The sequence below is a fragment of the Pseudoneobacillus rhizosphaerae genome (genome assembly GCF_917563885.1).
Classification (GTDB): domain Bacteria; phylum Bacillota; class Bacilli; order Bacillales; family Cytobacillaceae; genus Pseudoneobacillus; species Pseudoneobacillus rhizosphaerae.
Map to the genome: position 1 here is coordinate 59,540 of NZ_CAKJTG010000001.1, position 25,110 is coordinate 84,649.

The 25,110-nt window shown below is 35.0% G+C and carries 26 protein-coding genes; 17 read left to right on the plus strand and 9 right to left on the minus strand.

Annotated elements, in window-relative coordinates:
- Positions 1-29 precede the first annotated feature (29 nt).
- Genes LRP83_RS00270 through proV form a run of 3 tightly spaced genes read right to left on the minus strand, consistent with a single transcriptional unit; the run spans position 30 to position 3,012 of the window.
- Positions 30-917 (minus strand): glycine betaine ABC transporter substrate-binding protein, encoded by an 888-nt coding sequence (locus tag LRP83_RS00270; RefSeq protein ID WP_230494656.1) that lies wholly within the window; start codon positions 915-917, stop codon positions 30-32.
- A gap of 11 nt (positions 918-928) precedes the next feature.
- Positions 929-1,762, minus strand: coding sequence for an ABC transporter permease (locus LRP83_RS00275; RefSeq protein ID WP_230494657.1), 834 nt, complete (start codon positions 1,760-1,762; stop codon positions 929-931).
- On the minus strand, positions 1,759-3,012 hold the full coding sequence (proV, locus tag LRP83_RS00280) for a glycine betaine/L-proline ABC transporter ATP-binding protein ProV (RefSeq protein WP_230494658.1): 1,254 nt from the start codon (positions 3,010-3,012) through the stop codon (positions 1,759-1,761). Before proV ends, LRP83_RS00275 begins: the two co-directional genes overlap by 4 nt.
- A gap of 246 nt (positions 3,013-3,258) precedes the next feature.
- Between proV and LRP83_RS00285 the strand changes: the two genes are divergently transcribed.
- The 6 genes from LRP83_RS00285 (at position 3,259) to LRP83_RS00310 (ending at position 8,408) form a co-directional block, all read left to right on the plus strand.
- Positions 3,259-3,807, plus strand: a complete 549-nt coding sequence (locus LRP83_RS00285) for a GbsR/MarR family transcriptional regulator (protein WP_230494659.1) — start codon at positions 3,259-3,261, stop codon at positions 3,805-3,807.
- A 195-nt stretch (positions 3,808-4,002) separates the two neighbouring features.
- Complete coding sequence (locus LRP83_RS00290; protein WP_230494660.1) at positions 4,003-5,373, plus strand: aldehyde dehydrogenase; 1,371 nt, start codon at positions 4,003-4,005, stop codon at positions 5,371-5,373.
- Positions 5,374-5,394: 21 nt separating this feature from the next.
- Entirely contained in the window at positions 5,395-5,991 is a 597-nt protein-coding gene (locus tag LRP83_RS00295; RefSeq protein ID WP_230494661.1) for a branched-chain amino acid aminotransferase, read from the plus strand.
- Between the two features lie 126 nt (positions 5,992-6,117).
- Positions 6,118-6,300, plus strand: coding sequence for a DUF6954 family protein (locus LRP83_RS00300; RefSeq protein WP_230494662.1), 183 nt, complete (start codon positions 6,118-6,120; stop codon positions 6,298-6,300).
- Between the two features lie 84 nt (positions 6,301-6,384).
- A complete protein-coding gene (locus LRP83_RS00305) occupies positions 6,385-7,812 on the plus strand; it encodes an FAD-binding oxidoreductase (RefSeq protein WP_230494663.1) in 1,428 nt (475 codons plus the stop codon).
- Complete coding sequence (locus tag LRP83_RS00310) at positions 7,812-8,408, plus strand: MFS transporter (RefSeq protein WP_230494664.1); 597 nt, start codon at positions 7,812-7,814, stop codon at positions 8,406-8,408. Before LRP83_RS00305 ends, LRP83_RS00310 begins: the two co-directional genes overlap by 1 nt.
- On the opposite strand, the gene LRP83_RS00315 is transcribed toward LRP83_RS00310, so the two are convergent.
- Complete coding sequence (locus tag LRP83_RS00315; protein ID WP_230494665.1) at positions 8,405-8,563, minus strand: hypothetical protein; 159 nt, start codon at positions 8,561-8,563, stop codon at positions 8,405-8,407. The two genes, LRP83_RS00310 and LRP83_RS00315, sit on opposite strands and share 4 nt — an antisense overlap.
- A gap of 181 nt (positions 8,564-8,744) precedes the next feature.
- Here LRP83_RS00315 and LRP83_RS00320 point away from each other — a divergent pair, with 181 nt between their 5' ends.
- The 6 genes from LRP83_RS00320 to LRP83_RS00345 all read left to right on the plus strand — a co-directional run bounded on the left by LRP83_RS00320 (position 8,745) and on the right by LRP83_RS00345 (position 14,341).
- A complete protein-coding gene (locus tag LRP83_RS00320; RefSeq protein ID WP_230494666.1) occupies positions 8,745-9,584 on the plus strand; it encodes an oxidoreductase in 840 nt (279 codons plus the stop codon).
- Positions 9,585-9,670: 86 nt separating this feature from the next.
- The gene (gene dacB / locus LRP83_RS00325) at positions 9,671-11,158 is read left to right on the plus strand and encodes a D-alanyl-D-alanine carboxypeptidase/D-alanyl-D-alanine endopeptidase (RefSeq protein WP_230494667.1); all 1,488 of its coding nucleotides are present in this window, start codon (positions 9,671-9,673) and stop codon (positions 11,156-11,158) included.
- 81 nt (positions 11,159-11,239) lie between these two features.
- Positions 11,240-12,358 (plus strand): sensor histidine kinase, encoded by a 1,119-nt coding sequence (locus tag LRP83_RS00330; protein WP_230494668.1) that lies wholly within the window; start codon positions 11,240-11,242, stop codon positions 12,356-12,358.
- A gap of 12 nt (positions 12,359-12,370) precedes the next feature.
- Positions 12,371-12,973 (plus strand): response regulator transcription factor, encoded by a 603-nt coding sequence (locus tag LRP83_RS00335; RefSeq protein ID WP_230494669.1) that lies wholly within the window; start codon positions 12,371-12,373, stop codon positions 12,971-12,973.
- Positions 12,974-13,084: 111 nt separating this feature from the next.
- On the plus strand, positions 13,085-13,996 hold the full coding sequence (locus LRP83_RS00340; RefSeq protein ID WP_230494670.1) for a CBASS cGAMP-activated phospholipase: 912 nt from the start codon (positions 13,085-13,087) through the stop codon (positions 13,994-13,996).
- A gap of 75 nt (positions 13,997-14,071) precedes the next feature.
- The gene (locus LRP83_RS00345) at positions 14,072-14,341 is read left to right on the plus strand and encodes a DUF1292 domain-containing protein (protein WP_230494671.1); all 270 of its coding nucleotides are present in this window, start codon (positions 14,072-14,074) and stop codon (positions 14,339-14,341) included.
- 36 nt (positions 14,342-14,377) lie between these two features.
- Here LRP83_RS00345 and hpt read toward each other — a convergent pair whose 3' ends face one another.
- The 3 genes from hpt to LRP83_RS00360 all read right to left on the minus strand — a co-directional run bounded on the left by hpt (position 14,378) and on the right by LRP83_RS00360 (position 17,024).
- Entirely contained in the window at positions 14,378-14,881 is a 504-nt protein-coding gene (gene hpt / locus LRP83_RS00350) for a hypoxanthine phosphoribosyltransferase (protein ID WP_435531314.1), read from the minus strand.
- Positions 14,882-15,057: 176 nt separating this feature from the next.
- Positions 15,058-16,209: a glycoside hydrolase family 18 protein gene (locus LRP83_RS00355; protein ID WP_230494673.1), complete on the minus strand. Its 1,152-nt coding sequence runs from the start codon at positions 16,207-16,209 to the stop codon at positions 15,058-15,060.
- Positions 16,210-16,340: 131 nt separating this feature from the next.
- The gene (locus LRP83_RS00360; protein ID WP_230494674.1) at positions 16,341-17,024 is read right to left on the minus strand and encodes a hypothetical protein; all 684 of its coding nucleotides are present in this window, start codon (positions 17,022-17,024) and stop codon (positions 16,341-16,343) included.
- Positions 17,025-17,128: 104 nt separating this feature from the next.
- Between LRP83_RS00360 and LRP83_RS00365 the strand changes: the two genes are divergently transcribed.
- Both LRP83_RS00365 and LRP83_RS00370 read left to right on the plus strand, forming a co-directional pair.
- Positions 17,129-17,596 carry a GNAT family N-acetyltransferase gene (locus tag LRP83_RS00365; protein ID WP_230494675.1) on the plus strand — a complete coding sequence of 156 codons (468 nt, stop codon included), beginning with the start codon at positions 17,129-17,131 and terminating at the stop codon, positions 17,594-17,596.
- 42 nt (positions 17,597-17,638) lie between these two features.
- Positions 17,639-18,940, plus strand: coding sequence for a serine hydrolase domain-containing protein (locus LRP83_RS00370; RefSeq protein WP_230494676.1), 1,302 nt, complete (start codon positions 17,639-17,641; stop codon positions 18,938-18,940).
- Between the two features lie 80 nt (positions 18,941-19,020).
- Here the strand turns inward: LRP83_RS00370 and LRP83_RS00375 are convergent, their stop codons facing one another.
- Positions 19,021-20,016: a hypothetical protein gene (locus tag LRP83_RS00375; protein WP_230494677.1), complete on the minus strand. Its 996-nt coding sequence runs from the start codon at positions 20,014-20,016 to the stop codon at positions 19,021-19,023.
- A gap of 152 nt (positions 20,017-20,168) precedes the next feature.
- Here LRP83_RS00375 and LRP83_RS00380 point away from each other — a divergent pair, with 152 nt between their 5' ends.
- The 3 genes from LRP83_RS00380 to LRP83_RS00390 all read left to right on the plus strand — a co-directional run bounded on the left by LRP83_RS00380 (position 20,169) and on the right by LRP83_RS00390 (position 23,917).
- Positions 20,169-22,121 (plus strand): GTP-binding protein, encoded by a 1,953-nt coding sequence (locus tag LRP83_RS00380; RefSeq protein WP_230494678.1) that lies wholly within the window; start codon positions 20,169-20,171, stop codon positions 22,119-22,121.
- Positions 22,122-22,246: 125 nt separating this feature from the next.
- Positions 22,247-23,383, plus strand: a complete 1,137-nt coding sequence (locus tag LRP83_RS00385) for a metallophosphoesterase (RefSeq protein WP_230494679.1) — start codon at positions 22,247-22,249, stop codon at positions 23,381-23,383.
- Positions 23,384-23,482: 99 nt separating this feature from the next.
- The gene (locus LRP83_RS00390) at positions 23,483-23,917 is read left to right on the plus strand and encodes a HEAT repeat domain-containing protein (RefSeq protein ID WP_230494680.1); all 435 of its coding nucleotides are present in this window, start codon (positions 23,483-23,485) and stop codon (positions 23,915-23,917) included.
- An 84-nt stretch (positions 23,918-24,001) separates the two neighbouring features.
- On the opposite strand, the gene LRP83_RS00395 is transcribed toward LRP83_RS00390, so the two are convergent.
- Complete coding sequence (locus tag LRP83_RS00395) at positions 24,002-24,955, minus strand: C40 family peptidase (protein ID WP_230494681.1); 954 nt, start codon at positions 24,953-24,955, stop codon at positions 24,002-24,004.
- Positions 24,956-25,110 lie beyond the last annotated feature (155 nt).

Here is a 25,110-nt window from a genome sequence, read left to right on the forward strand (position 1 = left end):
CAGAGCATTTGAAGGCTCTGGCTTTATATTTACTCTAGTAAATCTTCAATTGAATCAATATCCATATAAGCTGGAACTACTAATCCAAGGTTTGTTCCATGTAGATTAGGGCCTAAATCTTCAAATTGACCTTTAAATTCTTCGTAATAATCAGCATGTGTGGTTGGTAACCAAGCTCCAACTATGGCATCACCATTTCCCCTTGATACTCCTGCCCACATCGGACCAGCATCAACCTGAACAACGTCTACTTCATATCCAACACCTTCAAGAAGATTTTTGGCTACATGTGTACTAGCAATAACATCGTCCCAAGCTACATACAACAAGCGTAACTTTTCTTTAGATACCTTGTTTACACCTTCTGTCCATTGACTAACAAGGTCTGAATTTTCACTAGTCCATTTATTTGCTGCATCTTCAGGACCCATTCCATCTTGGATTAATTTCATGACAGACTCTAAATGAGTTGGCTCCCATTGAAACTGATCTAATACTTTATAAGCATCAGGATGATCTTCCTTTAAGCCAAGACGAACGATTGTGTTTGTATCTTCCGCATCGCCATAAATACCTTTAGGATCCTCTAGGTATTTTAAGTCAAATTCAGCGAATTTCCAGTGTGGGCTCCAACCAGTAATAATAATCGGTTCTTCTTTTTTATAAGCCTTCGCTAATGCAGCTGTCATCGCTGCTCCTGAGCCTTCAACAACTTCCCATTCATCCAAACCATATTCTGGTAACACTTTGTCTATAGTAAGTTTCATTAAACCTGCACCAGGGTCAATGCCAACAATCTTATAATCTAGTTGTTCACCAATTGATTGAGAAGAGGTGTCCGCTTTTTCTCCTGAACATGCTGCTAAACCAAATGTTAATACGGACAAAGTTGTTAATCCTAGTAGTTTCTTAATCATTTAATCTCCTCCTATTTTTTAGTCCCTATTTTTTGGGTAATCCTGTCTAAAACAATCGCAATAATAACGATGGATAGACCCGCTTCAAAACCTATTCCAGTTTTAATTTGCGTGACAGCTCGATACACTTCTGTACCTAAACCTGGCGCTCCGACCATGGATGCTATTACAACCATAGATAATGCCAACATAATACTTTGATTAATACCTGCCATAATGGTTGGCATAGCTAAAGGCAATTGAACTTTTAGAAGACGCTGACTTGTTGTAGATCCAAATGCTTCAGAGGCTTCAATTATATCTGAGGGAACTTGTTGAATCCCTAATATCGTTAATCGAATCGTTGGTGGCATTGAAAAAATGACAGATGAGACAACACCTGGAACTACACCTATATTGAAAAAGAAAATAGCTGGTATTAAATACACAAACGCAGGCATTGTTTGCATAAAGTCCAAGATAGGGGTGACAATTTGTTTGACAACTTTCTTTTGTGAAGCCCAAATTCCAAGTGGAATACCGATGATAATCGATATAAAAACTGCCGTTAGTACAATTGCTAACGTTTCTATCATTTCTACCCAATACCCGAGATTATAGATTATTAAAAGTCCGATAACGGTGAAAAGAGTTAAACGCCATTTACTCACTTTCCATGCTAAGAACCCAATCATTGCAATGAGTAATAACGCGGGAATAAATGTTAGTAATGCAACTAAACCTTCAACAAAGCCTTCTAAAATGGTCGTAATGGAATCAAAGAACCATTCAAAATTGATGGTCAACCATACTACTAATTCATCGATATATTTTGCTAATGGTAATTTCGGAATCAAGTCATTCATTTAATCACCACCTTAGGTTTGTCATTGTTGACATCTTGTTTTTCATTCCAAACATTAATGTGTTTTTCGTTACCAGCCAAAGCACCAATAACGGCCCCTTTTATTAAAATCCCCTTTAATCGCTTTTGATCATCAATGACGGCAACAGGTATAGTTGCTTCAGATACTTTATCGAACAAATCTGTAAGTAAAGTATCAGGGCTAACCGTAGATAGATCAGTAGTGATAATTTGGTGGAGGGATTGCTGAGTTTCTAACGCCTTTCTTGCATCAACTGCTGAAACCACTCCTAATAATTTTTTCTGCTTGTCTACAGCATAAATAGAGGAAATTCCGAGTTCTCGCATTAATTGGAGGGCTACACGGGGGCCTTTTTCAATTTGAACCGTTTCGGCTCGTTTCATCACATGATGGGCTGTCAATACTTTTGATAAGTCAACATCTTCTACGAATCTCTCAACATATTGATTAGATGGATTCATCAAAATTTCCTCAGGTGTACCAATTTGAACAATATTACCATCCTTCATAAGGGCGATTCGATCCCCAATTCTCAATGCTTCATCTAAATCATGAGTAATAAAGACAATCGTCTTTTCAACGGACGACTGAAGCTCCAAAAGTTCATCCTGCATATCTTTACGGATAAGTGGATCTAGAGCACTAAATGCTTCATCCATAAGTAAGATATCTGGGTCATTTGCCAACGCTCGTGCCAATCCTACACGCTGCTGCATCCCACCACTAAGTTGGTCAGGAAATTGATTTTCAAACCCCTTTAATCCGACAAGATGCAAAGCTTCCATAGCCGTCTTTTGTCGTTCTTCTTTCGACATACCTTGAATTTCTAATCCAAAAGCAGTGTTTTCTAGTATCGTAAAATGAGGTAATAAGGCAAATTTTTGGAAGACCATACTTATTTTTTTTCTTCTAACTTGTCTTAGTTTTTCCTTACTCATTTTTACTACATCCTGGTCATCTATTAGGACCTTGCCAGAGGTTGGATCAATTAAACGGTTTAACAATCGTACGAGCGTTGATTTCCCACTCCCAGAAAGACCCATAATAACAAATATTTCTCCTGTTCTAACCTCAAAGCTTGCTTGGTTGACACCAACTGTACAGCCTGTATTTTGAAGAATCTCTTGTTTGGATTTACCGTTACTGAGTTGTTGCAAAGCTTGCTTTGTATTTTTGCCGAAAATTTTGGTCACTTGTTCTACTTTAATTTTTATTGTTTTTTCATCCATATTTCCACCCCTACTTTCTGTCTCACAACTACCTTATTAATTATAGAAAAGATTTTCTACGGAGCACAAAGCGCATATAAGGGGATATATAGCCGTATTGTTTGTACAGAATTTACTGTATGTACTGTACAGTGTGTATTCTTACAATTCCTTCTGAATACTCCCGATTCCTTATATTTCGTGATTTTTCGATTTGGTTTTTGTATGATAGTCTTATATAGATTCAATTATTAGGGACGTGAAGGTATGGATGAAGATTTAAAGCTAGAAAGAGCGAGAATGCGTGTCATAGACACAATCACGCAGAATATGAATCTGTATGGAATTACTCCATCAGTAGGTAGATTATATGGACTTTTATATTTTAATGAAGAACCGATGAGTCTAGACAGTATGAAAGATGAACTGGGAATGAGTAAAACAAGCATGAGTACTTCTGTAAGGCAATTGCAGGAGTTGAAAATGGTTGAGAAAATATGGAAAAAAGGGACGAGAAAGGATTTATATCATTCCGTTGATGACTGGTATCAAACTTTCACTGATTATTTTTCAATTAAGTGGAGGAAGGGTATTTCTCAAAATATTGCTTCCATTAATAAATCTTTAGAAGAAGTTTCCGAACTATTGGAAAGTCCAAATACTCCAATAGAAATTAAAGAAGCAGCAAATAATGATAAAGATAGATTTCTCTATGCATTAGAGTACTATGATTGGCTAAATCGCTTAATTGATACATTCGAAACAAATGAAATATTTAAATTTGTTCCAAAACAAAAAGACACTCCGAAAAATTAAAGGAGTGTCTTTTTGTTTATCCTAAGATGCTTTACTTTTCATTAAGTTTGATTTCACTGCTGTGGATTTGGTCTTTAGCATGATTTTAGTTAATTGTAGGGTTTCATCATCCACCTTTCCATACCTTACCAAAAAGTATAAAATAAGATAATAAATACAAGCTGATTCCGTATTAAATGACAACTGGAGGAATCTATGGAAAAATATAATACCCTAATACAAATGCAAAGAGCATTTTTCACTCAAGGAAAAACGAAAAGTGTATCATTTCGAATCGAAATGTTAAATCAATTACGAAAGCTAATAAAAACAAATGAAAAACCCTTAATGGATGCTTTGAAACAAGATTTGAATAAAAGTGAGTTCGATTCATTTATATCAGAAATTGGAATCGTTCTTGAAGAAATTCGTTTTACCATTAAGAATCTGAGAAAATGGGCTAACCCAAGAAGGGTAAAGACGTCCTTAACTGGTCTTGGATCTAAAAGTTATATTTATCCAGAGCCATATGGTGTGGCATTAATAATAGCTCCTTGGAATTACCCATTTCAGTTGTCAATCGCACCATTAATTGGAGCGATTGCTGCTGGAAATTGTGCTATTATTAAGCCTTCAGAACTCACACCAAGGACTTCTAGAATTTTAAGTGAAATGATTAATGGAAATTTTCCTAATGACTACATTTCCGTAGTGGAAGGTGGTGTTGAAACAAGTACCGCGCTACTAAAGGAAAAGTTTGATTATATTTTTTTCACAGGTAGTGTTGCTGTAGGGAAAATCATCATGGAGGCTGCCTCAAGGCATTTAACTCCTGTAACGCTCGAGCTCGGAGGGAAAAGTCCATGTATTGTCCATGAAGATGCCAATTTAAAATTAGCAGCTAAAAGGATTGCTTGGGGGAAATACATAAATGCTGGACAGACTTGTGTGGCACCTGACTATTTATATGTTCATAAACGAGTAAAAGATGAATTTTTGCGATTGTTTAAGGAATCAATATTAGACTTATACGGAATGAACCCTATTCAAAAGGGAGATTTCACGAGGATAGTTAGTGAAAGGCATTTTCAACGACTTACGTCTTTTTTAAAAGATGGGGCGATTTACTACGGGGGTGAACATGATCTAAAAAAACTAATGATAGAACCAACCGTACTAATAGACGTTTCGTGGGATGATGAAGTCATGCAGGATGAAATATTCGGACCTATCCTTCCTGTTCTTGAATTTGACGATTTATCATCTATGGTTAATAAATTAAATAGTAGAGCCAAACCACTTGCCCTATATACATTCTCTAATAGCCAAGATGTTCAATCTTACATTTTAAATAACGTTTCATTTGGTGGTGGCTGTATTAATGACACGGTTTTTCACTTAAGTTCGCCCTATCTTCCTTTTGGGGGAGTAGGTGAAAGTGGTATTGGTGCCTATCATGGAAAAGGGAGCTTCGATGTCTTTTCTCATGAAAAAAGTATTTTAAAACAAACAACATTATTTGATTTGCCTTTCCGATATCCAAATACAAAAAATGCTTTAAAGAAAATAAAAATGTTTATTAAATAATACTTTTGGAGGATTTCTATAATGCTAAATAAACAAATGAAGAATTTGATTGACAGTGTGAATGATTTACAAAAACTTGAACTTTTTACAGAAGAAAAGGATTATTTGTTAAAGCATGGGTTGATTGAAGCAGATACTGATTTAGTTTTGAATAGCCCAGAATTACGATTTGTAGATGCATATATTGAAAGAAGTGATAAAGAATCTGAGGAGGTAATCGGTGAAGAAGGACATGCTTTTTTAGATCAGCCACTGCAATATTTAAAAAAGCATATGAATGAATTTATTTACCTTGAGTCCAATTGGTTTGAGATCATTGGTGTGGATGCTGTATCCCTTGAGGTAGATGATTTATTTGGTGCTTATGATGTCATGTTAGGTTTAAAACTACAGAAGAAATTTGAATCATCTATTAAGATGTTCCTAATAGACGAATTAGGTAGTGATGAAAAATTTGATTTAATGTTTAGTCTAGATGACGGGCTGTGGAATCTGAATTTCGACTTAGATTCAGTGTTTGGATTTAGTGAAGCTCTTACGCTAGGTGAAGCATTTCGATTGATTTATCAATTTTTATTTAGATTAGCTGAAGCTGTAGAAGAGGGTAAAAAGGGCTGATAACAGCTCTTTTTTATTTTAGTTTAAAATTAATCCAAATTTCCGCTCTTACCCTGTATAATCTTGCGACGATTATCATAAATTACCGTCTAATATAGAAAGGGATTTCTGAAAGGAATGGTAGGAATGAAATGGTTTATTTATTTTATATTTATAATATTGTACTTAGGGGTAACCTTTTTTGGATTAGGCCCTGTATTATTTGCAGATGGCACAATGCAAGAAAGAATCATGACATTTTTTGTGGTGCTTGTCATATATATGGTCCTAACAGGAGTATTACTGTTATGGAAGAAATCACGTAAATAATAATATTGTAAAAATAAACCTTTTAGTGTAAAATTACACAAATAGGTTTATTTTTTTTCCATAATATCAAAGGAAAGGTGGTCCGTGTTGAAAAAGCTAAGTGCTCTAGTAGTTAGTTTTTATTTACTTTGTTTTTTTACTTCCATCTTTATCTATTACAAAATACCTTTATATGCAGAAGATGAAGGAAAATTGTTACCAACAGCCATTAAGGAAATTCGGCCGGCCACAAGTAAAAGTTCTCTCCAAGATTGGGTGAAAACTGCTAATACCCAAAAACAAAAACTCACAATCGCAGGTCAACAGCATACACAGGGTGGCCATACGTTGTATCCTGGCGCAACGATGATTGATATGAAAAGTTACAATAAAATTCTTGATTACAAGCCAGATAAACAAGTAATAACTGTTCAAAGTGGGATTACATGGGAGCAGATTCAACGGAAAATTAATCCTGATGGTTTAGCATTAAGAGTAACGCAATCACAAGCTGTTTTTACGGTTGGAGGTTCTCTAAGTGCTAACATACATGGTCGTGACATTCGTTTTGGCTCATTATACGATACAGTCGAATCTTTTCGTTTATTGACTCCAGAAGGAAAAGTAATTGAAGTCTCAAGAGAGGAAAATAGAGAATGGTTTCCATATGTAATAGGTGGATATGGATTGTTTGGGATTATTTTGGATGTAACATTACATTTAACACAAGATGAGCTATATCAGATTGAAACAAAAAAAATGACAGTTCAAGAGTATCCTTCATACTTTCATGAGCATGTAAGAAAAGATGAAGCCATTCGAATGCATATGTCGAGAATCTCTGTAGCACCCGATACGTTTCTGACAGATATGTATGTAATAAATTATCAGTTAGCAAACAATCAAACTATGATATCTAGGTATAGTAAATTAAAAGGTGAGCCCATTATCGCTCTTCCAAAGGCAATATTAGGTCTGTCACGTTATAGTGATTATGGAAAAAATCTACTCTGGGATACTCAAAAAAGCTATTTATTTAATGAAGATGGTTCCTATATTACTCGAAACAATGTGATGCGATCGGATAGTAGGTTTATGGCATTTGAACAACCAGGAAGAACTGAGGTATTGGCAGAGTTGTTTATTCCAATTGACGAGTTTCCTAATTTAATTGATGATCTTAAAATAATCTTAACTAGAGAGCAATTGAATTTATTAAATATTACCATTCGGTTTGTTGAGAAGGATGAGCAGGCCATTCTCTCCTATGCAAAGGAAGATATGTTTGGGCTTGTGTTATTAATTAATCAAGGGAAAAGTAAAACGGATATTAACCACACTCAAAAAGTCGTACAGCAAATGATTGAATTAACTCTATCACTTGGTGGCACCTACTATCTTCCTTACTATCCTTACGCTTCAGAGGAACAAATCAGAAAATCGTATCCAAAGCTTGATCAATTTTTTCATAAGAAAAAGGAATTGGATCCGAAGGAAGTGTTTGTAAATCTTTTTTATAAGGAGTACAAATAATGAACTACCAACGTTTTTTGCGTTCACAAAGTTTGATGGTTGCTGCAGGAAGTGTCGTATTTCCATTTTATCTGTTGTTTATTCGAAATATTGGCGAAAGCTATTCCCAATTTGGTTGGGCTTATGGGTTGTTTACCCTCATTGCTGCATGTTCCTATCCTCTAATAGGAAAAATGACAGATCGTTTTGGAGATAAGAAGATGCTACTTGTGTATACTTGGGGTATGTCAATCGTCATGCTCATTATCCCAATCACTACAGAGATTTGGGCTATCTATGTGATTCAAATCTTAATGGGATTTTTGGGAGCTGTGCAAAAGACAGTAGAAAAAACTGCCCTTTCCCAGCATGTTAAAAGAATGTCACATACAGCCGGCAGGTCAATTGGACATTATCATCTCTGGACGTCTATTTCGTCTGCAGCTGCTATTATAGGTACAGGTTATATGATTGATTTTTTAACAATTGGCTCACTCTTTTATCTAGCATCCCTAATGTTTTTTACTGCTGGAATTATTTTGAGCAGAGGTAGTAAAACGTTGAGTGATAAAGCAGAAGAAAGACAAAATGCAGACGCGAAGACCTTACCCTTTTAGGTAAGGTCTTCATAAACTTGTTGATCCTTTGGAGAATATGTTTTTACTTCTTTTCCATCAACGATATTCTTCAGTTCTCCTATATCACCTTTAGCATTTATAATTTCAAATAATTGATTTAAGCCATCACTAGTTTCTTTATCGCCGTCTTTCATATGTAACCTCCAATTGGTTAATCGTCTCTTCTTTAGGATGAACAAAACAAAATTGGAATATGTGTACAATAGGCAAATCAATAAAATTCATCAGGAGATTCAAAAGGAATCAGAATGCCTTCTCATTTGATAAAATTATACATAGCATTGGATACAGAGTAGCTAAGGGGAGAGTAAACGAATGGAAAATGAAATAGCAGTTGTAACAGGAGCTTCTAGCGGATTTGGTTTGTTAACCTCGCTAGAACTAGCCAAGAATGGCTTCCACGTAATTGCGACAATGAGAAATGAAGAAAAATCGATTGAGTTACTAGAACTCGCAAACAAAATGGGTTGCATCAAGCGAATACAAATTCAAAAATTGGATGTAACATCAGAGGAATCTGTTAAAGTATTTAAAGATCTAATTGAAAAAATAGGACGTGTAGATGTTCTTGTAAATAATGCAGGTTATGCTGGCGCTGGTTTTGTGGAGGAAATTCCCATTGTCGAGTATCGAAAACAGTTTGATACAAATGTTTTTGGTCCAATAATGGTCTCACAAGCCTGTCTCCCCCTTATGCGAAAAGCAGGAAAAGGAAAAATCATCAATGTTAGTAGTATAAGTGGTCTTATTGGCTTTCCAGGCATCTCACCTTACGTTGCGTCAAAGCATGCGTTAGAAGGATGGACGGAAAGCTTAAGGCTAGAAATGAAACCATATGGTGTTTATGTATCTTTAATTGAACCTGGATCCTTCAAAACTAATATTTGGTCAACAGGTAAACAAATAACCGAAAAATCTTTAAGAGCAGATTCTCCTTATTTTTCCTATATGAAAAACATTGATGCATATATTAGTAAGGGAGAGAGTCAGTTAGGAAATCCCGAGGACGTAGCAAATAAGATAGTAGAGATTGCCCAACATCCAAGCCCAAATCTAAGGTATCCTATCGGAAATGGTGTAAAACTTAGCCTTTTTTTAAAACGTTCACTATCATGGAAGACATGGGAAAAACTCTTTATGAAAAGATTAAGTTAAGTTTTGATAATTTTGTTAAATGCTCCATAAAATAGGTAGGACAATTTTACGATTGTCCTATTTTTTTATGGAATGAGGCATCGTGTTTGAAGAAAACTTTTTCAGCTAGAATCCGTTTAATAATGACTTTTTTAGTACTAATGATACCTCTTATAAACAATGGTATTTCCTCTTCAGCCAATACTTTAACAAAGGAAGACGTACTAAATCAAAAATTTTCCGAGTTATTCAATCATGATCCAGTAATGCAAGGGGCGTTAGCGGGTGTAAGCATCCGTTCTGCTATAACAGGAAATATAATTTATGACCATTTAGGTGATCTTCGATTAAGACCAGCATCCAATTTGAAGTTAATGACTGCAGCAGCAGCTCTTTCTGTTCTAGGAGAAAACTATACTTTTTCTACTAGTTTATTTACAGATGGCCCAGTGGTTGGGAATATGATTTTTGGTAATCTTTTTTTAAAAGGAAAGGGAGATCCTACCCTTTTAAAAAAAGACTTTGACAATTTTGCAGAGCAACTAATCCAAATGGGGGTAACCGTTATTCAGGGAGATTTAATTGGAGATGATACTTGGTATGACGATGTTCGGTTATCTGTAGATTTACCATGGAGTGATGAGCATACTTATTACGGAGCACAGATATCTGCCTTAACGGCTTCACCTAACAAGGATTTTGATGCTGGTTCGGTTATTGTAGAAGTGCAACCCTCCAAAAAAGTGGGTCAACATGCACTTATTTCGATTACACCCAATAATGATTATATGAAAATTGTTAATAATACTAAAACTGTTAAATCAGATGGTAGAAAAAACATAGATATCGTTAGAGAACACGGGACAAACACGATAAATATCGTAGGTACTATCCCAGTTAAGTCAGCCAAAATAACGGACTGGATAGCTGTATCGAATCCCACTTGTTATGCTTTAGACATATTTAAACAGTCGTTAGAGGAACAAGGAATAGTCATTTATGGAAACGTAAGAAGAGGAATAGTCCCTAACAAAGCAAGTTTATTATCGACCCATCAGTCTATGCCACTTTCCAATCTCCTAGTTCCGTTTATGAAATTAAGTAATAATGTACATGCAGAAACCCTGATTAAAGAAATGGGAAGAGTGAAAAAGGGAGTAGGATCCTGGGAAAAAGGTATCGAAGTACTTGAGACAGAGCTACTAGGCTTTGGAGTAAATACCGAAACTTTACTTATACGGGATGGATCAGGTATTTCCCATTTGAACTTAGTTCCTGCAAATGAAATTTCCAAATTACTATTTACTATTCAAAAGAAACCTTGGTATAAAACGTTTCTGAATTCCTTACCTGTATCAGGCGAAAAAGATAAATTGGTTGGAGGAACACTCCGTCATCGGATGGAACACCCTATGTTTAAAGGGAAAATTAAAGCGAAAACAGGCACATTAACATCCGTGAGTTCGTTGTCTGGATATGTAGAAACGATATCTGGCGAAGAACTCATTTTTTCAATTTTATTAAATAATTTAATTGATGAAAAAAAAGGAAAAGAACTGGAGGATAGGTTAGTTGAAATATTAGTGACATTATGAGTAAGGGAATTATTTCCTTGCTCTTTCTTTATGTTAATATAAGTGTAGGAATAATCTAACAGAGCAAATGAGGTTTTTTTTATGATAAAAAAGTATTTTTCCTTTCTGAAAAGTTCCGGAATATCTCCATATATATGGAGTGTATTTAGCATACTGCCCTTCTATTTTATTTTCCAGTCTCCTTCCTTGATTGAAAAAATTGTTGGTACTATTTTGACCGTTATTTTTTTTATATCCTATCGTTTTGCCTTCATTTCAAAAAAATGGCCCGTCTATTTATGGTCATGTATTCTAATCGGAATAAGTACCGCGATGGCAATTTTGTTTCAATACGTCTACTTTGCTTTCTTTATTGCTTTTTATAATGGGAAAATTAGAAACCAAATTCCGTTCTTGGTTTTATATATTATTCATTTAATCTGCGCCACTATATCAATTAATTATAATGTCGTTCTACAGGAACCATTATTTTTGAAACAATTGCCATTTGTCATTATCATTTGGATTAGTGCTATTCTCTTACCCTTTAATCTTCGTAATAAAAAGAAACAGGAGAAACTAGAACTACAGCTTAAAGATGCTAATAAAAAAATAGCGGAGCTGATTAAACAAGAGGAGCGTCAGCGTATTGCTAGGGATCTTCATGATACACTCGGACAAAAGTTATCATTAATTGGTCTTAAAAGTGATCTAGCAGGAAAATTAGTCTATAAAGACCCTGATCAAGCACGTAATGAATTAAAGGATGTACAGCAAACAGCAAGAACGGCCTTAAATGAAGTTCGGAAAATGGTATCGCAAATGCGTGGAATTAGATTGAAAGAAGAAATCATTCGCGTAAAACAAATACTTAAAGCTGCCGAGATTGATTTTATATATGAAGAAGAAACAAAATTAACAAACGTTTCCTTATTTTTAGAGAATATTTTGAGTATGTGCTTGAAGGAAGCCGTTAACAATGTCGTCAAACACAGCAAAGCTACCTACTGTCGGGTGACGACCAAGCAATCTTGGAACGAGGTATGTATTATAATTCACGACAATGGAGTGGGAATTGTAGCTGAAAATGATCTCGGAAAAGGCAGTGGACTTCATGGTATAAAGGAACGTCTCGAATTTGTAAATGGTATTCTAGAAATCAAAGGTGAAAAAGGTACAACGATTATAATCAAAATACCAACAGTAGTAAAACAATCGTAAGGGGGAAGGAATATGATACGTATTGTTATTGCCGAAGATCAACGAATGGTGCTAGGTGCCTTAGGTTCACTTCTTAATTTAGAGGATGACATGGAAGTGGTCGGAAAGGCTGGTAACGGAGTAGAAGCGATAACACTCGTTAAACAGCTCAAACCAGATATTTGTATAATGGATATTGAAATGCCCGAAAAAAGTGGGCTGGATGCAGCTGAAGAGTTACAGGGATTGGGATGCAAAGTAATCATATTAACAACTTTCGCCAGAACAGGTTATTTTCAAAGAGCCATCAAAGCGGGAGTTAGCGGCTATTTATTGAAGGATAGCCCTAGTGAAGAATTAGCTAGCTCTATTCGTAGTGTAATCGCAGGGAAACGAATTTACGCCCCAGAGTTAATGGATGACTTTTATAGTGAGGATAATCCTTTAACTGATCGTGAAATGGAAGTATTAGAGCTAGTAGCTGATGGGAAAAATACAAAAGAAATTGCCACTCAGTTAACGATCACTGCTGGTACGGTTCGTAATTACATCTCTACGATTTTAGATAAGCTTCAGGTGAAAAATCGAATTGAAGCAATCACTCAATCAAAGGAAAAAGGTTGGTTTAAAAAATAAATTAGAAACTCTTGCTAAGCTAGGCTTATACTTCTTACCTAGGTTTACTTTTCATTATATATTTCATACATATTGGGGAGAATTAGTAAAAAGGTAAATTAGGTGAAAACGATGAAGATGTTATCCATTGATGGCGGTGGAATTAGAGGGGTACTTGCGATTAGTATTTTAAAAGCCATTGAAGAGGAAACAAATCGCCCTATAGCTGATATGTTTGAAGTCATTGCTGGGACCAGTACAGGTTCAATTGTTGCAGCTTCGATCGCATTAAATATAAGCATGGATAATATTCTTGAAAGTTATAAAACGTATGGTGAAAAAATCTTTATCCGTCAAGCGAAAGTAGGCTTGTTTAAAAGTGTCTACAATGATCGTTATTTAAGACGGTTGTTAAAAAAAGCGTTCGGTGAGAAAACACTAGCCGATATTGAAAAGCCGCTCCTCATACCAGCTGTAGATATTACTCACGGGAAACCTTTTATCCACCGTTCAAATTATGGTCATGCTGAAAACGGGGACTTATCAATTAAGGTTTGGGATGCTGTTCTGTCCTCTTGTTCTGCACCCGTCTATTTCCCTCCAAATAATGTTGAAAATCGGTATTTGTCTATTGATGGGGGATTATGGGCAAATAATCCTTCATTAGTATGTATTACAGATGCAGTCCATTATTTTAATATTAGCCTAGCGGATATTCATATTCTTTCCATTGGTACAGGTCAGCAAAGAATTGATTTTTCGATAGATTCCGAAAAATATTGGGGAGTCAAACATTGGCTACCATTCCATTTTCCATCGATGAAGGTGACACCTAAGCTTCTAGATTTAGCATTAAACCTATCATCTGAGTCCATCTCTTATCATTGTCAGCTTCTTTTAAATGATCATTATTTACGAATTAATGGAGAGTTAGGAGAAGAAGTTCCCTTTGATGAAGTAAAGTATATGGCTGAGCTTATTGACTTAGGAAGACAAGTATTCAATAATAAAAGAGATGAAATTTTATATTTTTTGGAAAATTAAAGTGTTTGAAAAGATACTGATTAGAAAATACTAAATCATGTAGATTTTTGAAAGCTAAAGAGGAGTGAACTACATATGAGTAAAATTGAAGTAGGCGAAATCTTTACCATTAGTGATGAGAACGATGAAGAGCAAGAAGTTGAAATATTAGGTGCTATTAATATTGAAGGTACAGATTATGTTGCAGTAGGTTTTGTTGAGGATATAAAGGAAGAATCAGAAGATGACATTGATATCTTCTTCTTAAAGGTAGATGAAGATGGTGATTTCTCCGCTATCGAAAGTGATGAAGAATTTGATAAAGTAACAACTGCTTTTGATGAGATTTTTGAAGATGAAGAATAAAGGAGAGGGAGCCATTCCCTCTCTTTTATTTATTTTTTAAGCTTCTTCTACAGTTGCAATATAAGGTAAATTACGATATTTCTGAGCATAGTCAATACCATAACCAACAATAAACTCATCTGGAATGACAAAGCCTACATAATCAACCGGTAAATCTATTCGTCGTCTCTCTGGTTTATCTAACAATGTACAAATTTTGATGCTCTTTGGTTTATGCATTTGGAGATGATCCCGAAGAAAATGTAAAGTAAGGCCACTATCAATAATATCTTCAACGACTAACACATTTTTATTCGTAATATCAGCATCTAGATCTTTTAAAAGTTTTACTTTTCCTGTCGTTTCGGTTTGATCACTATAGCTAGAAACGGAGATGAAATCGACATTAACATCGCTGTTCATTTGGCGAATTAAGTCTGCCGCAAATACAAACGAACCCTTTAGAACAACGATTAGAAAAATCGGTTCATTGTTAAAATCTTTTTCGATTTCACTAGCTAGTTCCTTAACTCTTTTTGCAATTTCAGCTTCTGATATCATTGTATCTTTTACTTTGTATGGCACGAATTTAACCTCTTTCTTATTTAAATATATGTAAATAAGGTGAAAATAAATGTAATTACCTTTACATTTAATACTATTATTTCTTTAAATACAATTATAATGTTTAAGAAAAAATAAAAGAGAGGGCAAAAGATCGCCCTCTAAAAAGTCTACTAATTTGTTGTGTCTTTTACGGCCACTAAATTTGCATTAGTAAGAACATTGGAGATGACACTTGTCAAACTATGTTCACCTTTTGAGTCGTGTCCGGCCTCCCATACCATCATTCCTCCAAAGCCATAGTCAAGAGCTAGTTTAGTTTTCTTTTGTACGGTAATTTCACCGTTATAATGGTACGTTGTGCCGTTCAATTTTACAGTATCCTGACTGGCATTAGCTGGATCTTTATTAATAATCGTTTCATACGATATTTGTTTAATGGATGGGTCTTCAGGTTGGGCATAAAACGGAACACCAAGAACAAGCTTGTCTTTGGAAATATTATTTTGCTCAAATAAGTTAGTCCAATATTTTACGATGTTCTCGTTGTACGAATACGGAGACAGATTGGCAGCGTTGTAGCTACCATCCCAATGTCCATCATAGGCCATAATATTCACATGATCTACATGCTGAAACATCGATGAATTGTAGACAACATTGTTGATTTCTGTACCAGCGACACTATGAACTTTGGCATTTACAGCAATCGATAATTCTATTTCAGCTTTGTGGAGTTTGATACTTAAAGCTTTTGTAAAAAGAGCTAAATTTTTTGCATCTTCTCTTGAACGAGGGTGCTCAAAATCAATATCAATGCCGTCTAGCTTTTCACGTTCAGCTATACTCACAAGCTCATTTATTAACTTTGTACGTGATTGTGTATTTGTAATAGCAGACTTAAAATAATCATACGATTCTCCGCCGCTAATATGATACCAACCACCTATAGCTAAAATCGCTTTAGTGTCCTGTTTATGCGCTTTAATAACCATTTTTCTTAAATTTTTTAAAGCGGACTCACCATTCATTAAGAGATGACCGTCTTTTGTTGGATGAGCAAATGAAAAAATAACATGTGTTAATTTATCGTAATCAACGACATCTGGATCACGAAAATCCTGAACATAACCGATTAACACTTTTGATTGTTCTTGCTTAATTTCTGGGCTTTGTTTTACTTCTGGCTGTTTTCCTGAGGGTGATACTTTATCTATAGTTAAGTTTTCAATAGGTTGTTGTTTGTTATAAGAAAATCCTGCAAAGAAACCTCCTGTAAAGGTAATTAACAATACCAGAGCAAGGAGGAAATGGCGCTTTTTCATACGATGTGTCCTCCTAAAGTTTATTTGTCTATAAAAAGTGTAACAGAAAAATAGAGTAATAGCGGTGGTAATATTTGCTGAGCATTTTACTTTGAAGCATTGAAAAATCAAAAAAGTCGACTATATCTGAGCTAGTCGACGTTTTTTCTCCCACTAAATGTAAGTCTAAATTTGTATAATAACCAGGATTGTATTATTGATTCTGTTTCATTATGACAGGCTACCTTATTTAAAAAGTAGAAGTCTGATGGTTCAACTTCTATTTTGACTATTGGGACTACCGTCTCTCTGCAAATCCATTCATCAAATTGTAAAGGTCCCTTGCTAATAGGACTAAATTTTTGTTCAGGCAACAGATAGACCGTACCATTTGTCCATGGATTCTTTTTCAATGTAGGTTCAGTTAGAGAGTAAAAATGGTACTGCTGCTTTCTGTTAGCTGTCATTGAACCATTTCTGATACTTCCTAGTAAACTCTTTTTACATAGAACAGCATAAAATGTGGACCATATCGGATCTTTCGTTGCAAAAACAGCTTTGTCCATTTTACCATCGAATAATGTTTGTTCCCGAGGTTCAAAGGTTTGAATAAACGGATTGTTTGAACCGTGAAATAGAACCTGTTTGTTGTCTGATAAGTATCGAAGAAACTTATATTTAGGAATGGAGAGATTGTAATTGATTGTTTTGTCCGGTGAAGCAATAGCACTTTCATATAGTTGATTAAATAAAATTACCTCCTCTTGGCTATTTACAACTTTTGGAGAAGGGAAAAATAATATATCTAAAATAATAGCAATTAACCATGACTTCATTTAATCACCCCTGTTTATTTTATTATAAAGGCTATTACCAAAATTTCCTATGTGATATATACTTTTTATATGAAATAAAGATTTATGAATTGGAGTGAAAAAGAATGGAAAAAACTCTTTTAAACAATATAACTATTAGACCTATAAACAAAGCAGATATCCAACAATTACAAGTTTTGATGCTTCAATACATAGTTGATTTTTATCAACGTCCTAGACCGGATGATGAAGAGTTAATAAACCTAATAAATCATTTAATTGAAAATCCATCCATTGGGCTTCAATTTGTTGCAGAAAGAAACGGGGAGCTAATAGGATTTGCTACATTATATTTCACGTTTAGTACTCTTCAGGTTAAAAAAGCAGCCATTCTTAATGACTTATATGTGACAGAAAAAGGTAGAGGACAAAAAATAGGAGAGCAATTATTCCAATGTTGTTTATCACATATTAGGGAGAACGAATTTGCGTATATGACCTGGGAAACGGCTAAAGATAATCTAATTGCCCAAGGCTTATATAATAAATTAGGTGGAAAAATCTCAGATTGGTTAGTTTACGAAATAGAGTAAGGTAGCTAGGATTTTCTGGCGAAGACTGATGGAGGTATGTTCATGGATATGGTCGATTGGGAGAAGTTAGAACGCTTTATTTCTAAAAAAATGATGGAAGAACACATTGCTGGTGTATCTGTTGGTATTTCTGAGAATGGAGAAACCATTTTTCAAAAGAGCTTTGGTTTTAGAAATAAGGATTTAAAATTACCTGTTACCCCAGAAACCATTTTTGGAGTTGCTTCTGTAACAAAATCCTTTACCGCGTTAGCCATTATGGAACTTGAGAAAAAAGGGCTTTTATCTGTTAAAGATCCTGTTATTAAATATCTTCCAGATTTTAAGATTAACGGTATTGGTGACATGGAGACCATCAAAATTCATCATCTTCTATCTCATAGTACAGGAGTACCACCAATGGAGCGGAAGGAACATTTCAATCAATTTCATAATCATTTTACCTATTTGAGAGAGGCTGAAATCAAGTTACTAGGAGATCCAGGGGATTATTTTAGTTATTGTAATGATACCTTTCTTTTATTAGGAGCCATAATTGAAGAAGTAACAGGTCAACTATTTCGCCATTATATAACGAAACAATTTCTTCAGCCACTCGGCATGAACCGTTCTACCTTCAGTTTAGATGAATTGAATACGTTCGAAAATGTGTCTATACCCTATAACTATGATCGAAATTTAAATACTTTAGTAGAAGTTAACTGGCCAACTCTAGGAAATTACGAGGTTGGCGGTGGAATTCGTTCTAACGTAGTTGATTTATTAAAATATGGTCAGGTATATGTAAATGAAGAGAATTCGCATTGCCAAAAAATGTGGGAGCCAGTAATAAGGGTAGGAAGAGACAGCTATTATGGCTATGCTTTAAATATTACACCTAATTATGCAGGTGAATATACGGTTGTTCAACATGGTGGAGGGCAACCTGGGGTGTCATCCAACTTTGGGTTTATCCCAGAAAGAAAACTAGTAGTAACCGTATTAACAAATGTTGGTGGAGTAAGTGTAGGCGAAATTTGGCTAGCAGCTGTAAATACAGCACTTGGGCTTTCAATCGAATACAAACTTACTGAGGAACCTAATTTTGAAATGTCACTGAATGATTTAAGAAAATTCGAAGGCATTTATTCATCTAATGAAGGTGATAATGTATCAGTCTATTTGAATAATGAAAAGATAATTGCTGAAATAGAAGATCAAACTTTTGAACTTAGAGCTAGTGGTCCCGAAACATTAGTGTTCATTCAAAGCGAAAAGCCAATACGCTTCTTTTTCGATCAGAACAAAAAACCATGGGCTTTATTTAACGGTTCAAGAATGTTACGCAGGAAACAAAATATTTAATGCTATTAAAAGTAATAGTGAATGGAGCCAAGGTGTTTAACCAGGGCTCTATTTATTTTTTATTTCTATATAACTTTGAATTACTCATAAAAAAAACGTGTATTCAATGCTTTTCTTATTTGAGCGGGAGTGATGGATGGTTTTTGTGGTGATGATGGCCAATAATCGCTCTTATAATACATTAAATTGGTCGGATGGATGTTATGATCAGGGTCAAAAGGCGAAGGTTCTGGATCAAATTTATATCCAAAGAGATTGTTTAGATACATAAAATGACCTAATTCGTGTGCAAGTATAAAGTTATTTAAAAGGGCACTATTTGATAATATAATAACGGGGTCCGTTCTAAAGGTAATGGCATCGGTTCTAGCTCCGTTTGAATAAATTGGCCCAATATGATTTCCAGCCATGTAATATACGAAAACATGTGCGTTTGGACAAACCTTTTTTCCATATTCAAATAATATATTCCCAATATTAGTTTGATTCCACGGGAAGTCTTGTACATTTCCACCAACTCCGAGTAGATTTTTTTCCAATACAATTGTATGAAGTAGATTAAACTTGATACCTTGAGTTTTCTCGTTAATCTGCTGTTGCCAGACTTTATTGGCTGCATCTATATCTAACTTAATTCGAATAGGAATTTTTGAATTATTATCAAATGGATTGCTACCAACATGAGCTCCTGGATGTATAAAGGCACAAATATTTATAGTGCCTGTATCAATTGTTTTTGGATTCATACTTTCAGGTTCACATAGTTCTGTTCGAAGTGCCCCTTTAGGTAAGTGGTTAAAAATAATGGCACGGGGTATACGAACTTTAATTGGTCGATTCACGGGAGTCCTTTTAGAGCTTATTTTAATTGGTAAATTCATTTTTACTCCAGGAACAGGAATGCGAATCTTTATCATTTGTTTTCCTTTAAGCGTTAACGATTGTTCAAAGGATGTACATTCACAATCGCAATTAAAATCAACTGATTCGTCTTCACAAGGTTCACAATCACAATCACAATAGTAAAATTCATCCTCTAATTCAGGGTTATTACTTTCATCCTTATAATCCTTCATTCTATTGTTTCTCCCTCACTATATATATAATTCTATTTAATGAGTTTTTTTCTAGGATGGTGTGGACGAGTATAATCCTTTAGAATTGATTTATTCAATTTTGTTATAATTGTAATAAATACTTAGAGGGCACACCAAAGTGAGAGGTAAAAATGAAAAAAACAATTGGAATTTTGGCACATGTTGATGCTGGAAAAACGACATTTTCAGAGCAACTTCTATACCATACACAGAGTATTAAACAGAGAGGTCGAGTTGATCATCAGGATGCTTTCCTCGATAGCCACGATATTGAGAGACAACGAGGAATAACGGTGTTTGCAGACCAAGGGATGTTTACCTATAGTGATTCTCAGTATTATGTAATGGATACACCTGGCCATATTGATTTTTCACCTGAAATGGAACGAGCCATTCAAGTAATGGACTTTGCCATTATTATTATTAGTGCCGTAGAAGGAATTGAAGGTCATACGGAAACCGTTTGGGGGCTTTTAAGAAAATATCGAGTACCAACCTTTTTCTTTATTAATAAAACGGACCGCATAGGGGCAGATGTAAATCAAGTACTAAAAGAAATAAATCTCAACTTAACCAAGGATGCTTGTGACATTACAGAGTCGTTTTCAAGTGGAGAAATGGGGGAGGATTTAGTTGAATTTATCGCTGAACGAGACGACTCTCTGTTAGAACACTATATGGAAAAAGGCTATCAAAAGGATTTATGGCTTAGTAATATGCAAGAAATGATTAAAGATAACAAGCTTTTTCCTTGTGCAAGTGGGTCTGCCCTTCAGGACTTTGGAATTGAAGGCTTTTTAGAGAAACTAGACCAATTAACGATGACCTATTATGAAAGTAATCAACCATTTTCTGGGTCTGTTTATAAAATACGTCATGATCAAAATGGGACTAGAATTACTTTTATTAAAGCCATAACTGGCAGTTTGAAAGTCCGTGAAGAATTGATGTATGGAAATGATGAAAATTCCACTATGGAAAAAGTAACACAAATACGTGTATACAACGGGAGAAATTATAAAGCTGTCGATGAAGTCGAAGCGGGTGAGCTATTTGCTGTAATCGGTTTATCGAAGGCGGATGTCGGTGATGGAGTAGGTTTACTACGGGAAAAGAATAGCTATGAAATGATACCGACACTTAAGTCAAAGGTGAATTTTGAACGAACTGTAAATATAAGAGAAGCACTTCAATATTTTAAGCAATTGGATTCGGAGGACCCTTCTTTAAATGTAACCTGGGCGGAAGAATTACAGGAAATTCATATACATGTAATGGGTAAAATTCAGCTAGAGGTTTTGGAACAAATTGCTTGGGAGCGATTCCAATTACGAGTGACATTTACTGAACCTGAAATTTTATATAAAGAAACCATTAGCTCAGAGGTAATTGGCTACGGACATTTTGAGCCGCTAGGACATTATGCAGAAGTTCATCTTAAAATAGAACCTGGTAGTCGCAACAGCGGCATTGAGTTTGAAAATAAGTGCCATGCAGATGATTTAAGTGTTGGAAATCAGAATTTAATAAGACATCACCTGTTTGAAAAAGAGCACCATGGAATTTTGTCTGGTTCACCGATAACTGATGTTAAAGTCACCTTATTAACGGGTAGAGCTCATAATAAACATACTACAGGTGGAGATTTTAGAGAAGCAACCTTAAGAGCACTAAGACAAGGCTTGGAGAAAGCAACAAACCTTCTGCTTGAGCCTTACTACCAATACAAAATTAAAGTGGATGTAGATCAAATGGGTCGTGTCATTTCCGACCTACAAACTGCATATGGGAACTTTGATACTCCCATTACCGAAGGAAATAAAGCCATTTTAACTGGAATTGTGCCAGTTGCTACTTTTATGAATTATAGTAGTCAACTGGCCTCATTTACACAAGGTAAAGGGTCCATCCAATTAGTTTATGCAGGCTATGACCGCTGCCATAATGAAAAGGAAGTAATAGAAAAAATCGAGTATAATAAAAATGCAGATCCTGAATATAGCTCTTCCTCTATTTTTTGTTCTAAAGGGCAAGGTTATTCCGTGGTCTGGAATGAAGTTGAGGGGAAAATGCATTGCACATAAGTACTTAATATACATCGATAGAGGGGTTGGCATAGCCAGCTTCTTTTATTTTGATTTTAAGTGTAAATTTTGGGGTAAAATAACTGAAATTATCCAGAGGCATGGTAGATATGAGGTGTTTAAAGGTGATCCAAGGAAAGAAAAAAGTCATTTTTATATTCTTTTTTACAGTAATCACCTTGCAAGTTGTCTTCAATAATCCAAAAGCTCAAGTACCATCAAAGCCATACATCCAAGTGAGAATATTAGAAACAACGGATTTGCATGCTAAAATGCTGGGCTATGATTATGAAAAAGGGAAACCTACCGTAGAATATGGTCTTGAATGGACTGCTTCTTTTATTAAGAAAGCTAGAAATGAGGTGCCCAATTCGGTCCTTTTTGATGTTGGAGACGTACTTGTTGGGAATGCCCTTGGTAAATATGTATCAAATACATATTTATTCAATTGGATGGAAATGCACCCTGTTTATAAAGTAATGAATTTAATAAATTATGATGCTGCAACTGTAGGTAATCATGAATTTAATTATGGTCTTGCTTTCTTAATGGAAAGTTTAAAAGGAGCGAATTTTCCTTATGTCAACGCTAATATCTATATTGATGATCAAAACAAATATGGGGGAGATGATATAAATTTTTTTAATCCCTATACCATAATTGAAAAAAAGTTCACAGATTCCTCCGGCAAAACCCATCGATTAAAAATAGGTGTGATTGGCTTAATTACGCCGATTGCAGCGGAATGGGATAAGGAGACATTTTACGGAAAGCTTAAAATAAAAAATATGACCGAAACGGCAGAGCATTTTATTCCAATAATGAAGGAAAAGGGAGCAGATATTATTGTTGCCCTTGCCCACGTTGGGTTGAATGCCGACAAAGGTTTAAAATATAAGAAAGGAAATTCTGTCTATTCATTGAGTAAAGTAAAAGGGGTCGATGCCATATTGTATGGGCATAGTCATTCTCTTTTTCCAAACAAGGATATCCATTCGAATCTAGAAGGAATCAATGTTAAAGCAGGAACTATACATGGTATCGCAGCAGTGCAAGCGGGTTATTGGGGGAACCATCTTGGAATCATTGACCTATATTTAGTTAAGAATAATGGTAAATGGGTTATAAGTAATAGTCATTCAATGGTAAAACCTATTTATCGTACGTTGAAACTAAAAAAAATTCCAATGCTATCACCTGACCCAACTGTTAAAAAAGTTATGGAAAAGGATCACATTAGGGTGTTAGATTCTCTGAAATAGTGGAAAATAGAAAAAATAAAGTATGGATTTTAAAAATTAGTGTTACAATTGTAAAGCCATAAATTTTATTAGATTTTTTATATAAGGGAGATAGTATTCTTGAATAACAAAGAAGCAAAAATCGAATTACCTGAAAACTACGATGAATTAAAAAGAGCTGCGAGTCGGACATCAAGTTGGAGAGACCGATTAGATGCAATTGACGAGTTAGGTCAATGGAAAAGCAGCCAAACCATCGAAATACTTAAAAATAGAATGAGTAATGATCCTGTTTATAAAATTCGGAAAGCAGCTTTCCACAGACTTCAAGCATTTGGGGAAAATGTACAATTGCCCCCTCAAATAAAAGGGGATCTAGTTAAAGGTGTAACTAAAATTTTAGTAAGAATTAAGAAGAGTTTACCTGAAGGTCATACGTACGAAGAGTTTAAAGAAAAGTTAAAAAAGATGAGAGTTGACGTCTACGATACTTATGAAGGTGATAAGGGAGCAGACTTTGACAATTGGCTAAAAACTTTGTGGTTAGGTTTGTAGGCAGAATTCCATACTAATAAAGAATACAATTGCTAAAGAAGCCTCCCTTGTTAAGGGAGGCTTCTTTATAAAAATTTATTCTATTTATTTTATTGATTTCGCTCCTAAATAACGAGGTTTCCAATAAGAATTATTCATATCTGTAATCGTTACTCCAGTTGAACTTCCAGCATGGATGAATTTGTTATCTCCGATATAGATCCCAGCATGAGATGCTCCAGGTGCATAGGTTGTAAAGAAAACAAGGTCACCAATTTGTGGAGTTGAAACTGGTGAAGCGGAGGACCAAATAGACTCTACTGTTCTAGGGATGGTAACCCCTTGAGAATTGTAGACGTAATTTAGATAACCTGAGCAATCAAAGCCTGATGGAGTAGTTCCTCCCCATACATATGGGACACCCATATATTTCTTCGCCTCTGTTATTAACGCATCCACATTCAGTGAAGGTTTAACATCTGGATTGGTAATGGATTTAGCAGTTAATTGTAGTACTTGTCCCACATAGATGGAATCAGTAGTTAAGTTGTTGTATGACTTTAATTGAGTAACAGTTAGGTTATTATTTGTTGCAATTCGCCACAAAGAATCTCCTGATTTAACCGTGTATGTTGTAGAACCTTTAGCTTCAGGTGTTGTTGTTCCATTAGGGACTTTAAGAACTTGTCCAACATAAATCATATCCGAAGTTAAATTATTGATAGATTTTAATTCATTTACGGTTGTATTGTAATTTTTTGCAATTAAAGAAAGGCTATCTCCAGACTTAATAGTGTAGATAGTAGTTGACATTTGTGGTTCTATTTCATGTGTATGTGGGGCGAGTAATGAGAGTTCTTGACCAACATAAATCGATGAAGAAGTTAAATTATTATACTGCATTAGCTCTTGTACAGTTAATTGGTTACTAGTTGATATTTTCCAAAGAGTATCACCTGAATTAACTTTATATGTTAGTTCATGTGCAGATGCTTGACTAGAAAACCCAGTAGCCAAGATTCCTAAAGTAGTAGCTGCAGCGATAAGTTGTTTTTTCAAGTATCAACACACTCCTTATGGTAGTTTTTGTCTGCATAATTTTTGTGCGTTTGTCTCTCGAAAATAATCATATCCTGCATGAGGAAATTTCTAAACCCCTTAAATAGTGGATGATATTCATTATTTTTCCATGATTTATTCATTTGATAGAAAAA

Bases quoted from the DNA above. Each gene is read 5' to 3' on its own strand.
- LRP83_RS00355 (WP_230494673.1), bottom strand. From the start codon at position 16,209: ATGAAAAAGCGCCATTTCCTCCTTGCTCTGGTATTGTTAATTACCTTT.
- LRP83_RS00360 (WP_230494674.1), bottom strand. From the start codon at position 17,024: ATGAAGTCATGGTTAATTGCTATTATTTTAGATATATTATTTTTCCCT.
- LRP83_RS00370 (WP_230494676.1), top strand. From the start codon at position 17,639: ATGGATATGGTCGATTGGGAGAAGTTAGAACGCTTTATTTCTAAAAAA.
- LRP83_RS00330 (WP_230494668.1), top strand. From the start codon at position 11,240: ATGATAAAAAAGTATTTTTCCTTTCTGAAAAGTTCCGGAATATCTCCA.
- LRP83_RS00345 (WP_230494671.1), top strand. From the start codon at position 14,072: ATGAGTAAAATTGAAGTAGGCGAAATCTTTACCATTAGTGATGAGAAC.
- LRP83_RS00285 (WP_230494659.1), top strand. From the start codon at position 3,259: ATGGATGAAGATTTAAAGCTAGAAAGAGCGAGAATGCGTGTCATAGAC.
- LRP83_RS00300 (WP_230494662.1), top strand. From the start codon at position 6,118: ATGAAATGGTTTATTTATTTTATATTTATAATATTGTACTTAGGGGTA.
- proV (WP_230494658.1), bottom strand. From the start codon at position 3,012: ATGGATGAAAAAACAATAAAAATTAAAGTAGAACAAGTGACCAAAATT.
- LRP83_RS00310 (WP_230494664.1), top strand. From the start codon at position 7,812: ATGAACTACCAACGTTTTTTGCGTTCACAAAGTTTGATGGTTGCTGCA.
- LRP83_RS00270 (WP_230494656.1), bottom strand. From the start codon at position 917: ATGATTAAGAAACTACTAGGATTAACAACTTTGTCCGTATTAACATTT.
- LRP83_RS00375 (WP_230494677.1), bottom strand. From the start codon at position 20,016: ATGAAGGATTATAAGGATGAAAGTAATAACCCTGAATTAGAGGATGAA.
- LRP83_RS00290 (WP_230494660.1), top strand. From the start codon at position 4,003: ATGGAAAAATATAATACCCTAATACAAATGCAAAGAGCATTTTTCACT.
- hpt (WP_435531314.1), bottom strand. From the start codon at position 14,881: ATGATATCAGAAGCTGAAATTGCAAAAAGAGTTAAGGAACTAGCTAGT.
- LRP83_RS00275 (WP_230494657.1), bottom strand. From the start codon at position 1,762: ATGAATGACTTGATTCCGAAATTACCATTAGCAAAATATATCGATGAA.
- LRP83_RS00365 (WP_230494675.1), top strand. From the start codon at position 17,129: ATGGAAAAAACTCTTTTAAACAATATAACTATTAGACCTATAAACAAA.
- LRP83_RS00380 (WP_230494678.1), top strand. From the start codon at position 20,169: ATGAAAAAAACAATTGGAATTTTGGCACATGTTGATGCTGGAAAAACG.
- LRP83_RS00295 (WP_230494661.1), top strand. From the start codon at position 5,395: ATGCTAAATAAACAAATGAAGAATTTGATTGACAGTGTGAATGATTTA.
- LRP83_RS00315 (WP_230494665.1), bottom strand. From the start codon at position 8,563: ATGAAAGACGGCGATAAAGAAACTAGTGATGGCTTAAATCAATTATTT.
- LRP83_RS00340 (WP_230494670.1), top strand. From the start codon at position 13,085: ATGAAGATGTTATCCATTGATGGCGGTGGAATTAGAGGGGTACTTGCG.
- LRP83_RS00320 (WP_230494666.1), top strand. From the start codon at position 8,745: ATGGAAAATGAAATAGCAGTTGTAACAGGAGCTTCTAGCGGATTTGGT.
- LRP83_RS00335 (WP_230494669.1), top strand. From the start codon at position 12,371: ATGATACGTATTGTTATTGCCGAAGATCAACGAATGGTGCTAGGTGCC.